13 protein-coding genes are annotated in these 13,179 nt (G+C 38.4%); 1 reads left to right on the top strand and 12 read right to left on the bottom strand.

The window, feature by feature from the left end:
• Positions 1 to 80 precede the first annotated feature (80 nt).
• From EP58_RS15175 to EP58_RS15130, 10 genes are all read right to left on the bottom strand, one after another.
• Complete coding sequence (locus EP58_RS15175; RefSeq protein ID WP_052164958.1) at positions 81 to 2,357, bottom strand: glycosyl hydrolase family 18 protein; 2,277 nt, start codon at positions 2,355 to 2,357, stop codon at positions 81 to 83.
• Positions 2,358 to 2,570: 213 nt separating this feature from the next.
• Positions 2,571 to 4,073, bottom strand: a complete 1,503-nt coding sequence (gene xylB, locus EP58_RS15170; RefSeq protein ID WP_036094689.1) for a xylulokinase — start codon at positions 4,071 to 4,073, stop codon at positions 2,571 to 2,573.
• An 18-nt stretch (positions 4,074 to 4,091) separates the two neighbouring features.
• Positions 4,092 to 5,405: a xylose isomerase gene (gene xylA, locus EP58_RS15165; protein WP_036094688.1), complete on the bottom strand. Its 1,314-nt coding sequence runs from the start codon at positions 5,403 to 5,405 to the stop codon at positions 4,092 to 4,094.
• Between the two features lie 493 nt (positions 5,406 to 5,898).
• Positions 5,899 to 7,083, bottom strand: coding sequence for a hypothetical protein (locus EP58_RS15160; RefSeq protein WP_052171469.1), 1,185 nt, complete (start codon positions 7,081 to 7,083; stop codon positions 5,899 to 5,901).
• A gap of 462 nt (positions 7,084 to 7,545) precedes the next feature.
• Entirely contained in the window at positions 7,546 to 8,640 is a 1,095-nt protein-coding gene (locus EP58_RS15155) for an AAA family ATPase (RefSeq protein WP_036094687.1), read from the bottom strand.
• Positions 8,627 to 9,370, bottom strand: coding sequence for a DUF6414 family protein (locus EP58_RS15150; protein ID WP_036094786.1), 744 nt, complete (start codon positions 9,368 to 9,370; stop codon positions 8,627 to 8,629). Before EP58_RS15150 ends, EP58_RS15155 begins: the two co-directional genes overlap by 14 nt.
• Positions 9,371 to 9,560: 190 nt before the next feature.
• Positions 9,561 to 9,833 (bottom strand): helix-turn-helix transcriptional regulator, encoded by a 273-nt coding sequence (locus EP58_RS15145; RefSeq protein WP_036094686.1) that lies wholly within the window; start codon positions 9,831 to 9,833, stop codon positions 9,561 to 9,563.
• Between the two features lie 229 nt (positions 9,834 to 10,062).
• Entirely contained in the window at positions 10,063 to 10,395 is a 333-nt protein-coding gene (locus EP58_RS15140; protein WP_036094685.1) for a hypothetical protein, read from the bottom strand.
• 140 nt (positions 10,396 to 10,535) lie between these two features.
• Positions 10,536 to 10,865 carry a hypothetical protein gene (locus EP58_RS15135; protein WP_036094684.1) on the bottom strand — a complete coding sequence of 110 codons (330 nt, stop codon included), beginning with the start codon at positions 10,863 to 10,865 and terminating at the stop codon, positions 10,536 to 10,538.
• Complete coding sequence (locus tag EP58_RS15130; RefSeq protein ID WP_036094683.1) at positions 10,852 to 11,406, bottom strand: pPIWI-associating nuclease domain-containing protein; 555 nt, start codon at positions 11,404 to 11,406, stop codon at positions 10,852 to 10,854. Before EP58_RS15130 ends, EP58_RS15135 begins: the two co-directional genes overlap by 14 nt.
• A gap of 234 nt (positions 11,407 to 11,640) precedes the next feature.
• Here EP58_RS15130 and EP58_RS17300 point away from each other — a divergent pair, with 234 nt between their 5' ends.
• A complete protein-coding gene (locus EP58_RS17300; protein WP_077917947.1) occupies positions 11,641 to 11,751 on the top strand; it encodes a putative holin-like toxin in 111 nt (36 codons plus the stop codon).
• 145 nt (positions 11,752 to 11,896) lie between these two features.
• Here the strand turns inward: EP58_RS17300 and EP58_RS15125 are convergent, their stop codons facing one another.
• Both EP58_RS15125 and EP58_RS15120 read right to left on the bottom strand, forming a co-directional pair.
• Entirely contained in the window at positions 11,897 to 12,529 is a 633-nt protein-coding gene (locus EP58_RS15125; protein WP_036094682.1) for a recombinase family protein, read from the bottom strand.
• A gap of 221 nt (positions 12,530 to 12,750) precedes the next feature.
• Positions 12,751 to 13,179: rhodanese-like domain-containing protein (locus tag EP58_RS15120; RefSeq protein WP_036094681.1), on the bottom strand; the 429-nt coding region annotated here is incomplete at its 5' end.

Raw genomic sequence — 13,179 nt, 5'->3', positions numbered from 1 at the left:
CCTCACAAAAGAAAATAGGCATGCCAGATACATTGACGCATCATCAAATGCGCCATACCATGCCTATTTTCATTATTCCATTAACGACTTCTTAGATAAACTACAGTCGTCCCTGCAAGCATACTTCCAAGCAAAACTAAACCAAGCGGAAATGCATCGCCAGTTTGTGGTAAATTGCCCGTTTTTTCTGGTGTCTTTGTATCAGTTTGCACTACCGGATTGGCAACTGGCGCTTTGTCTATTCCTTTATTTGGCGTCGTGCTGACCGGTATTTTCGCCGTCACCTTATTGCTATCCGCCGAAATATTTCCCGCCGCATCAAACGCCTTAATTGTATAACTATAAGACTCGCCAGGCGTCACGTTTTTATCCGTATAAGTCGGTTTTGTAACCATCGCGATTTCTTTACTATCACGATACACTTTATAGCCCGTCACCCCGACGTTATCCTTAGAAACCGACCAATTCAGAACAACCCCATCGCCAGTCACTTTCGTCACGCGCAAATTACTAGGCACACTTGGCGCGGCAATATCCTCAACTTTCGGCGGAACTTCTGTACCTTCATAAACCAGCTGTTGGCCTAATTCCTGACCCGAAGACGTCATCCGCTGCGCCAAAGTTACCGTTTTCAGATCCGTCGGCGTCACGTTTGATTTCAAGCGGAACGTGTAGCTCTCACCTTGCGAAATAAGCCGCGCATCCGAAGAGGCCAAATCCACGATCGTATAGCCATTTTCCGATTTCACAATGCCCGCCTTATCATCCGCAGCAATCAATTTCTCCCCATCCCGAATTGGAATGTAAAGTCTCGGTAACTTAATCGTCTCAGCCGCGGTTTCCGTAGCTTTCAAAACATCGCTCGTCTCGTTCGCAACCTCTTTATTCAAAATCGTAATCTCATATCCCGTACCATCATTCGTGTACGGCGTCACTGTCATTTCAATCGCTAAATCCTGATACGGCAACACGTTTCCGACCAATTTTCCAGTCCCAAACATCCCGTTTTTAATCGCGGTTGTCAGTTCCTCACGTTTCGCCGAAGTCGTCGGTTTATCCTGAGATTGCATCCACGAAATCATTCCACCCAAGCCATTATCCTTCACATAGTTTGCCTTAGCCGTCACCGAACGCACATTATCATACGTGAAAAATGCACCCGTTTCCCGACTATACAAATACGGCGCCTTAGCCGCGTCATCCCAATATTCCGTCAAGCCCGGCGTCACCGCTTTCAACGTATCAATACTGCGATATGCCCAAATTCCACCAACCGTTCCGCCGTCCCCAGCAACAAGCGGCTTCTCATTGTCCGCGCCGTTACTCGTGGAACCATCCGCATTTTTATTCGTGCGCTCCACTGGCTGAAATAAGCCCGGCTGACCCGCGTTCGGCCCTTCCGCAACCGTATCCCATCCACGCGTATAAAACGCTGCGCCAACAACAATTTTCTCGGAAGGCACACCCTTACTCTTCAAATACTTCGTCACACCATCAATCGATAATCCATAACTCGCATACGGATCATTTGGATTATCATAAAGCGCTGTCTGATGGCCTGTTATAGCGTCCCAAGCCCCATGCATATCGTACGTCATCATATTCCCAAAATCAATAATCTCAAAAACCCTTGGCAAATCAATCCCTTGGCTCATCGTCCACTGCGAAGCCGGCAAAGCCACCGACAACTCGTACGTCCGGTTCAGCGTTTTGCCCTGCGCATCAAGCCCTGTCCGCAAATCCTGCAGCAATTTCACATAATTCTCCTTATCCGCAGGCCCGGCATTCGGCGTCCCTTCATCCTCCTTATTATCCAATAAATCACCATCCCGCGGCGAATTCGGATACTCCCAATCCACATCCACGAAATCCATATTTGTATATTTCACAAACTTCAACACATTTTCCACAAAATTCGCACGCGCCGTATCATCAGCCGCCATCACCGAAAAATCTCCTGACTTCGACCAACCACCTAACGAAACACCAATTTTCAAATTCGGATTCGTCGCACGCAAGTCCTGAAGCGCATTCAAAATACCGCCCATCGCAGCCTTCTGCCCAACAGCCGCACTCACCGCAGCATCCTTATCCGTAAACTCCAAATTTCCCGCGCTATCAAAATCCATAAACGCAAAATTCAAATGCGTCAACTTGTCCGCCGGAATATCTTTCGGATAAAACTTACCCTCCGATTCCGTAATCGACCAATCCCCATAATACATCACATTCCGATACGGCGATTTCGACTCAGCCGCAGTCACTTTTGGCGCATCAAACACCCCTGAAAAAGCAAGTGATAAAGCGAGCAAAGCAACCATCAAACTCCCAAAAAACCTTTTTGATCCAATCTTCATTCTTCTTCCTCCCACTTTGTTTGTAATTATCCCAAGTAAATACCTTTTTTATGTGGTTAGCCCATTCGTAAAGCGCTTACAAAAATACGACTAAAATCACATCCCCAATCTTTTTCATCATACCATATTTAATCAGAAAATTACATCTAAAAAAAGAAAAATACAAAAAAGGACAAACAAGAGCACTCACACCACTCTCATCTGTCCCTATTCTCAAATCTCTTGCAAATCCGTCAACGCACCACAAATATTCTTCGTAGCCGGATAAACCTGCGTATAAATCTCATACAGTTTTTCATATTTCTCTACATTTTCCGCACGAGGGGTAAAAGTCGCGTCCTTATACTGCACAAAGACATCACGGCAAGCCTCAAAATCCTCAAACCAGCCATTACCAACAGCCGCCAGCATACACGCACCAACGCCCGGCCCCTGCTCCACCTCTAAACGAATCATTTCCGCATTGAAAATATCCGCCTGCATCTGCATCCAATCAGCATTTTTAGCACCGCCACCAACACTGATAATCTGCTTAAACTTCTTATTTTTCGCATCTTCCATCAATATCTGCGCATCCTTCAGGCTAAACGTGATACCCTCCAGCACCGCACGCGCAAAATGCTTAAGCTCGTGGCGCGTATCAATCCCGACAAAACTACCACGAATTTTCGAATCAATATGCGGCGTCCGCTCACCAACAATATATGGCGTAAACAGCAGACCCTCACTGCCCGGCGCAACCGTATAAACGTCCGCCAACAACTCCGCAAAACTGAGGCCCTTGCCAAACGTGTTCTTAAACCAGTTCAACGAGTTTCCCGCGGCAAGCGTCACACCCATCGAATAATTCGCATCCGGAATCACATGATTAAAGAAATGCAGCTTTCCTTCATAATTCGATATTTTCGCCTCAAACGAACTGAAAACACCACTGGTACCTAGCGAAACGAGCGCATAATCCTCATTCACCGCACCCGCTCCGAGCGCAGCACACGCATTATCCGCGCCGCCAGCGAACACCTTCACTTCCCGTTTCAAGCCGAATCGCTTGGCATAACTCGCTTTCACCACACCAACTTGCGTCATCGAGGACACAACATCCGGCAAAATAGCCATATCGACTCCAAACTTCTCGCAAATCTCCGCCGACCAATCCTGTTTTTCAATATCAAATAACGACGTTCCCGCAGCATCCGAATACTCACAATGCATATTTCCCGTCAAAACGAACGCCAAATAATCCTTTGGCAACATAATTTTCCGAACTTTTTCCCAGACTTCTGGTTTATTCTGCTGCAACCATAAAATTTTTGGCAACGTAAAGCCTTCCAGCACAATGTTTTTCGTAATTTCAATCATCGAATCGCCGAACTCCGCCATAATCTGCGTACATTGCTTCGTCGTCCGCACATCATTCCACAAAATCGCCGGATAAACAATCGCATCCTCATCGCCAAGCGTCACTAGCGAATGCATCTGCCCCGAAAAACTGATAGCCTCAAGCTCCGCGTTGAAATCCGCCACTTCAATATTCAGCCGCGTCAACACCTCTTCACAAGCAACCACCCAATATTCCGGATGCTGCTCAGAAAAGCCCGGCGCCGGAGAATCAATCTCATACTCCGCCGACGCCTCCGCAATCACTTGCCCCGCCTTATCCATGACGATTCCTTTTAACGAACTCGTTCCCAGATCAATACCTAATACATAGCCCATCAGTCTAAACTCCTTCGCTTAAAATACGTAATCATTCAAAACAGATTTCACATATTCGATATGGCTAGATTCCAGTTCAATCGCGTCACCATGTTTATACGCATAGCTCGAAAGCGACTCCAAATCCTCTTTCCCAGCCAAAATAGACTTCCCAATCTCCGTATTCGTCCACTTACCATAACGCTCAGCAAGCAAATCAGAAATAAACTTGTCCTCAATCAGTTTCGCAGCCACTTTCAACCCGCGAGCAAACGTATCCATCCCCGCGATGTGCGCAAGTATCAAGTCCTCCATTGCAAAAGAAGAACGACGAACCTTCGCATCAAAGTTCACCCCACCCGGAGCAATACCACCATTTTGCAAAATCTCATACATCGCAAGCGTCACGTCCATCACGTTCGTTGGAAACTCATCCGTATCCCAACCAAGCAACATATCCCCTTGGTTCGCATCAATCGAGCCCAGCGCCCCATATTCACGAGCCACACGCAATTCATGCTCAAAAGTATGCCCAGCAAGCGTCGCGTGATTCGCCTCCAAATTCAGCTTAAAGTCACCCTCTAAACCATAATTCTTAATAAACGCCATCGTTGTCGCTGCATCAAAATCATATTGATGTTTTGACGGCTCTTTGGGTTTCGGCTCAATAAGGAATTGCGGTTTGTGACCAATTTTCTCACCATAAGCAATCGACATTTTGAAAAGACGCGCAATATTGTCCTGCTCGAATTTCATATCCGTGTTTAAAAGCGTCTCATAACCCTCACGACCACCCCAGAATACATAGTTCGCGCCGCCAAGTTTCTTAGAAATATCCAGACCCTTCTTCACTTGCGCCGCCGCATAAGCAAACACTTCCGGATCATTTGTCGAACCCGCACCATTATTAAAACGCGGATGAGAGAACATATTCGCCGTATTCCAAAGCAATTTGATACCCGTCTGATCCATTTTCACCTTAATCAGATCCGTAATTTCATCCAGATTATTCATGAACTCCTCAATCGAATTACCAGCCGGAGCCACATCGATATCGTGGAAACAGAAATACTCCACACCCAATTTTTCAAGGATTTCAAAAAACGCCTCAACACGATTTTTAGCCGTATCCATCTCCGTTGCGCCAATCCAAGTACGCTCATTCGTAGGCATTCCAAACGGATCACTACCATCCTGAGTCATTGTGTGCCAGTACGCCACAGCAAAACGCAAATGCTCCTTCATCGGCTTACCGAGTACAACCTCATCCGCCTTATAATGACGAAACGCAAACCGATTTTTCGTCCCCTTACCTTCAAATTGAATCTTCTCTACTTGTGGAAAATAACTCATAATATATAGCCTCCTCATCAAATTATCACGCAGATTCCAATTAGTTTGTGCATCGAACTAACTATACAGATATCATACCTTTTTTGAGTTCATTTGTAAAGCGGTTTCATTTAGTTTTTTCGTAAATAAAAACTACGGGCGGGGTTGGCTCGTAGTTTTGGTGCGTATGCATTCATAAGGAAAAATATCATCTTTTATCGAATATCACTTAATACTGCTATAGAATATGTTATGTGCTATTCAAAAAGCTGAAAGAAAAAAGAAAGGCCAAAAAGTCATTTTCTCTCTTACGCGCCCAATGTCTCGCATCGTTTTATCCAATCTAACACAAGTCCATTGTGTTAGATTCGCTTTGTATTTTCAGCATCCCACAATGCCATTAAGTGAGACTCAAACAAAGCATCAATAACATACAATTTACACCATTTAATCTATCATGTTGGGTAGCTGTTCTTTTTTCATCCTTAAGCCTTAAGCAATATCCAAAAAATATTTACTTGAGACCATTAGTTAAAAAGTCATTAAACTTTTTTTGTATATATGTTTTATCGTCAACAGAAGTATTTAGTTGCTCTAGCTTCTCAAAAAGTTCTATTATCGTTAACGTATTACTAGTTATCTCTTCCTTGTGAAGTTTTTCTAATTTAGATCTAGTGCCTTTTTCAAGAGTTTTTGAACTTGCCAAATTTTTAAAGATAGAAAATAATACATTTTCATCTAATTTTGTAGCTAGCCTTGCAACATTGATTCCATTTAGCACTCCATCTGTATGATCTTTTAAGTTGTGAAGCATTTTCATTTTCGAACCCACAGTTTCAAATTTATTATTATGCTGTATCTTTATAACAGTATCTCCCATTGCTGTGGATTTCTTACCGTTCTTATCACTAATAGTATATATAAACTCAAAAAGAACAGCTCCTTCTCTAATTTCACTATTTGTGATGTTAATACCAACCTCGATAGAAAAATAATTGTTTAATTTGATTTTCTCATCTAACTTTATAGTTAAATCTAAGCTGGAATCTGTAATATAAGCTTGTTCAATATAGGCTTTCTTATTCATTACCTTTGAATAATTATGTATCGATACTAAACAAAGATACAGCACTATATTATTATCAAAGTTTCTGTATTGATTAGAAGTAATCGCTCTAATATACATATCCTCTTTATTTTTACCCGTACCGCTAATAAAACGATACTGCATCATTTTACCATCTGTCTTATCTAACAGATAATCCAAGCTGTCTCGTAAAAAGTCAATTTCATTTACTTTAAAACAGTATCTCGCAAATTTAGACATACTGAATAATTTATCTAAAAAATCTGTGCTAAAAGAATAGATACCTTTTGCGGTAAAAGCCAAATCATCAGTACTTTCCTCATTAAAAGATAGTATTAGCTGCTTTTCATCAAATCCAACAAGAGAAATGTCTTCTACTGTTATTCGCATATCATCTTTTTTATTATTAATTTGATTAAATAGTTTAATTATTTGAGCCGAGCCAGCAATGTTACATTTTTCTTCGACAATATTGTCTAAAATATCCTTTATATTTTGAGACTCTTCCCCATTATCTAATAAAGATAAAATCTGCTCTTTTGACGCAACCTCCATATCGTCTTGCTTTGAGTTAAATCTTTTTATTACCATAAAATCTGCTATGACAATCATCTCCCTTTTTTAATTGATGACTTTTTTGGAAGTCAACCACTAACTACTGAACACGTCACACTTTAATTGTTAGCGCTCTCAATTAAAGTGACTGAAACTATTAGCATTATTGCCTTTTTATCTATTATCACTATATCATATACAATATATAGTAGTCAATCTCTTCAACAAACACCTTATCTAGTTACATCACAATGTGATAATCTCAGTTTACACTAGTGTTTTGCTAAAATCTATATAACCAAATACGGATATAGATATCGACTTGGTATGACATTCTTTAGCAATCGGATACACGAAGTAAATATCTGTCTTAGCATCTCGTTTCTTCTATATAGATTCGGCTTTATAGACCAACTTTGAAACACTAAATGAGACCTGTATGTTTCTACTTACTGGTCTCATTTAGCGTGTCTATATATCTTAAATTCTGGACTTTTCACTAGTTTAAACCTATCCAAACTAATTCAGCGTCTTTGATACTATATCTAAAGCTATTGTATCTTCTATCAAATGGCGAATTTGCCTTACATTGTCACAATATTTATAACTACCTTCAAGCCTTACCTTAATATCATTATTCAAAGAGTGTCTATAAATTGTTGAAATCTCCATGTACTCTTTTTCCCCAATCTGTGCTTTCGACTCTAATGATAAATCAGAAAACTGTATAACTTTATCAAATCGATTATAAATTGCGCTTCCCAAGTGCTTTTCTATTTCGTTTAAACTCGAATAATTTGACGTACATATTATAATTGACTTTTTTAAATCCAAATTATAATTTTGGTCTTCATAAGTTCCTTCATCAAAAAGCTGATAAAATGCGCTATGAAATGATGCATGTGCTTTATCAAATTCATCTAGCAATAAAACATTTGACTCTCTATCTAGCATGTCTTTCGCAAAGCTCTTCTCGTAGTGAGCCCCCCCAAATAGATAGGTTGCAAATTGATTATTTTGATACATTGAAAATTGCTTTCTAAACAAAGTTTCCTCGAGTATATTCGATATATATTTGGCTGTTTCTGTTTTTCCAATACCAGATTTCCCATAGAAAAGAATTACAACGGGTTTTACTCTTGTCTCGATAGTTAGCGGAAATAAAGCCTGGATTAATTCGTTTTTGACAGACTCCTGCCCAATAATAGTGCTATTATACTCTTTGTTTATTGTTTGTAAATCAGCTACTTTTAATTGCGTGTAGTTCTGATAATTAATCTTCACCTCATCATATAGACGTTTTACTTGGTTACTAATTTGAATTGGTGGATTATGCAAATACATATTGTCAACTTTAAATTTAGCGATAAAATTATTGAAATTAATAATTACATGCTCGCTTACACCAGCATATTCATCCGAACTCGCCACAAAATTTTCAATAGATACTCTCTCTTCAGTTGTCTCTTTCTGATCTTCTCCCTTTACAACTATATAAAATTGCTTACTATTTCTGTCTGATTCATAAGCTACATCCGTCAAAGTTCTATATTTTTCAGGGATAATTTCATTAAATTTTTTCTTAGATCCGTAAAAAATATTAACTCGGGTCACGCATAACACCTGCCAATACAATATCAAAAATTTCTAGCCTGTTTTCATCAACTGCCTGAACTCCTTTTACCACTTCTTGTGCACTAGGTGGCTTCTTACTTCCTGTCTCAAACTTAAATTCATTTTCCATTGATAAATCTGCTTCCATACATGTCCCTACATTGACACCAAAAAATGTTAAGTTCATTTTTGATAAATCTGCTAAAGTATATCCATTTTTAAAGGTGTTTATATTAAAACGTAAGACTTGCTTTCTGCCATTATCATCAGATATTAACATTTGATAATATCCTCGTTCTCCCAAGATAGCATTATTTAATTCGCCTAAATCAATTGGTATTTGATCTTTCGGGACAATATTAAGATAAGAGCTATACATTTTATACATTGAAACTGAATTTTCCGGGGCATAAACATATTTATTATAAAATTTATAGATATGTTTATCTTCATTGGCAAATTTTATATAGTCTGTAAGCAACGTATTCGTTATTGTGCTCTCTGCCATTTTTGTAGAGCTTGCATCATACCCAACTTGCATTGAACCTGAAATTGCCGCCTTCGCCAACGCTAATAGATTAAATCCACCTTTTGCTTGCACATCTATCTCAGTCAACATTTTTGCCAATTTTTCCTTATTTTCTTTTTTTGACCAATCAATTTGACCACCATTTTGAATTACAATGTAATCTGTTGCCGATCCCTCATCAAAGTATACAACCTTAATCATTTTTTTATTGGGCACCTTTCCCACCTAAATCACCTCTTCCTTCAATTAAGGAAAAGCAGGAGCCTTGTATATTCCATTATTTAAAATGGTTTTATACGAAGAATCCTGCTTATTTTTAATCCCTCTTTCATCTGGGTATTTTGATTTTTAATTATAAATACATCTCATAGATAAAATATTATAAGTATTATTAACGGATACTAATTTTTAATGTCGCTCCCATCGACTCAGTAATTCGTAGTAAAGTAGGAATGGATGGAAAGTTCTTTCCATTCTCCAAATATGAAATTGTTTTGGTAGGTACATTTGATAGTTCCGCTAGCTTTACTTGCGTCATTTTATTATTTTTTCTTATCTCTTTTATTTTAGCACTTAACTGTAATTTTAATTGTAGTTCCTTACCATGTATATCGCCTATATCATTAAGCATTTCGTCCATATTAAATGTTTTTTCAATACTCATGTTAAATAGTACCCTCCTTCCTTTTCATACCTCTTTACTAAAACCTACTAGAATACGATAGATATTCGATAGTCACTACTGACTATTCTTTCATCTTTTCCCTCCTTTTTTTGAGTCTTTACTTCGGTACGTTATTTTTCTCCTTCGGTACAGCACTTTTTTCATAATGGAATTATATGCTTCTATTTGTTTTTGCAGCCGCAAAGCGGCCGAGATAAAAGAGTTGGGCTTACTCTGCTATGATAGTTATGACATCCAGCAAATCTTGATTGAAAATTTCTCCATTCATAGTATCAGTTTTTCCACATAATACATGTGACTCATGATGGATATATCCGATTAAGCAAATATTTTCTTCATCACATTTTATATTAAGAAGGAATATTTGATTTTTCTGATCAATAATCTCTATTTCAGAAATGGTATCGGAATCTTGAAGTTTCATTATTACGTACCTGGTTACAGGGTTATCGTATCCTTGCAACCATGCCCATGGAGCTTTATCTCGGTCCTTGCCGCTATAGAAACAAAATAGACTGTCCATAGCAAAAATTCCCTTCATTATTAAATTCCTCCGAAATTTTACATAATAGTAAAATAACTGATAAAAAATTTTACCATAAAGTAAAATTAATGTCAAATCATAGGTATCTTCTTTATTCTTTATCCAGATACAACAAATTCTAATGCACGTTTACTTCATTATTCATAAAACGCATCCGTATCAATTGAATTCTCATCAATTTCAACTAGCAAATCTTTAATTGATTTTCCTGCTTCTAATTTAAAAGTGAAATTCGGTGTTATTACAAAGTCATGCTGTACACCATCTTTACGACCGCCTAAATGGAAGATTAAATCAACCTCACATTTCCCTTTACCAAAAAAATCGCCATATGAATTTATTCGTATATTTATATTCGATACACTAACCCATTCAATTTCATGATACCCTACATTTTCCAAATTTTGAAATGAGTTATACACGCAATACCTCAGTAATTCATTTTTAACAAGATTAAATTCTAACATATCTGAGATCAAATCTCTTGCAAGCGTAAAAAAAATTGTATAGATCACTTAAGATTTCATTCTTTTGGTCTTTAATCTCTTGATCAGATATATTCAAAAGTGCGCCTAGTTTTCCGTCAGAATGTATTTTCTTGCATATACCTCCATAAGAATTCAACATTTTTACAAGATGATCTGATGATTTTATTTTATCTATTGTACCCTTTCGAACATCAATATCATATGCTTCTATTTCTTTCTTAATCCAATAAATTAAATGACTCTGCCTTGAAGGATGCTTTTTAGGCTTCTTTGTGACTTGGTCAATTTCCGGCTCATACCATGATTCACTTTGTACTTGTTTATATGGAGTACGCTTATTAAAAAAATCATCTAAAAAGCATCTCATATCTACGCAAAAATGAATTAATCGACAAGGGTTGGATATCTGTCTTAGTGCTTGTATACCACCTTTTAACATCACTAACTGCTCACTGTCAAAGATATTTAAATTCTTAAAATTTGAAAAGCTAATTTGTTTCTTTTTTTCGATATTATTCATGTTACAATCCTACTCTCATTTAAATTTAACCCATCGTATGATTTTATTATCCCCTCTAACTCTAATCCTTGTCAAAAACCATGCGTTCTGACATCGCCTTATTTCATTGTATTACGGCACCGCAAGTATGTTATAATAAAAATTAGTAGCGAGTGAAAGATGGTGGCTATCCTTACATGAAAGGGGGGATGCTTATGCGAATAAGTATCTACTCTAACGAAAGGAGAGGCCTTTGTGTCTGTAGCAGAAGCTTTGCAACTAGCAGTCGGTTTTGGAAGTCTTTTGATCTCCCTAATCGCTCTTGTTATTGCATTGATTAAGCTTAATAACGACCAAAAAAAATAACCATCAATCGCTTGGTCGGGATTTGATGGTTACACTATACAATCGGCCGCCGTCTTTTTAACGGTGCTACTGGAAGGAAGTCATGTTAGCGCATGGCTTCCTTTTCTTGGTTTCATTATAGCATTTTTTGAAGATCTCGTCAAAATCACTTCATTTCATGACGTGTTTCTTCTATATCATATAGTTCTTCTTTAATTCGATAAATCGTTGGTCGTGTCACTCGATTCTTTTCTGCAATTTGTTTGATGGGAAGTCCTTCTTCTAACATCCGAACAATCTGATGATACACTGCCTGTTTTTGAGGATCCTTCGCATCTGCCGCATATAAAATCGGCCGACCTTTATAGACTCCTTTCTCCTTCGCAATCGCGATTCCCTGCGCTTGCCTTCTCTTACTTTCCGTTCTTTCTCGTTCTGCAATCATCGCCAGTAACTGAAGGATTAAATCCTTTACGAAACGATCTAAAAGTGGGTCCCCAATTGGCTCACTTAATAAAGGCATACTCGTAACCATCAAACCAATATTCTTTTCTTTCAGTACATTGACGGTTTGGATAATTTCAGCATAATCCCGACCTAACCGATCGATTGCCTCCACCATCAAAAAATCTCCCTCGCGAACAAAATCCAATGCTTTTCTAAATTCTTCGCGATTAATAAAATCAGCACCGGATTTTTTCTCAACAAAAATTTTCTCGGCACCATGACTTTTAAATTCTTCCAATTGTCGATCTAAATTCTGATCCGTGGAACTTACACGCGCATATGCTACTTTCATGCCCCAAATCACTCCATTTTTGAACTCATTTATTTTACACCCTAATTTTACATTAAAAATCAGCATAAAGCAATGAATCCGGAGTGTCTATTTAGGGTACACCCTAAATCACCATCAAGCTGTTAGTATTTACCGTTAGGTATTGATTACTTATTACACAACAAAAATGGTGAAAGACATGCCATCTATACATTGGCACATCTTTCACCTTATAATACTATTTAGTCACTAATCATATTCAAATATAATTGATAGTTCTTGTTGCCTCCAGACAGATTATAGACTGTTTGGAATCCCTTGTTTTTTAGAATATTCTGGGCTGCATTGCCTGTTACGCCTTTATTACAGTAGGTTACTGTAATTACTGTAGGGTCAAGTAACGTGGCCTGTTCTCGGAGCTCGGCCAAAGGAATGTGTATGGCATTTTTAACAGAAGATGCTTCAAACTGCTTTTTGGATCGTGTATCAATAATCTGCATTTTCTCGCCTTCATTTTGTTTCTGAATGAGCGTTTCTGGCGTTATTAGTGGATTATCATGTATCGCATTGTCTAAGGCCATACCTGTATACAATACAGGATCTTTTGTCGTTGCAAATGGTGGAGCATACGCTAAATCTAAGTGAAATAGATCCGCTGCCGTTGCCTTAAA

The organism is Paenilisteria newyorkensis (genome assembly GCF_000766145.1).
GTDB lineage: Bacteria > Bacillota > Bacilli > Lactobacillales > Listeriaceae > Listeria_A > Listeria_A newyorkensis.
The sequence above is the reverse complement of the archived record's forward strand: the minus strand, read 5'-3'. Positions and strand labels throughout refer to the sequence as shown.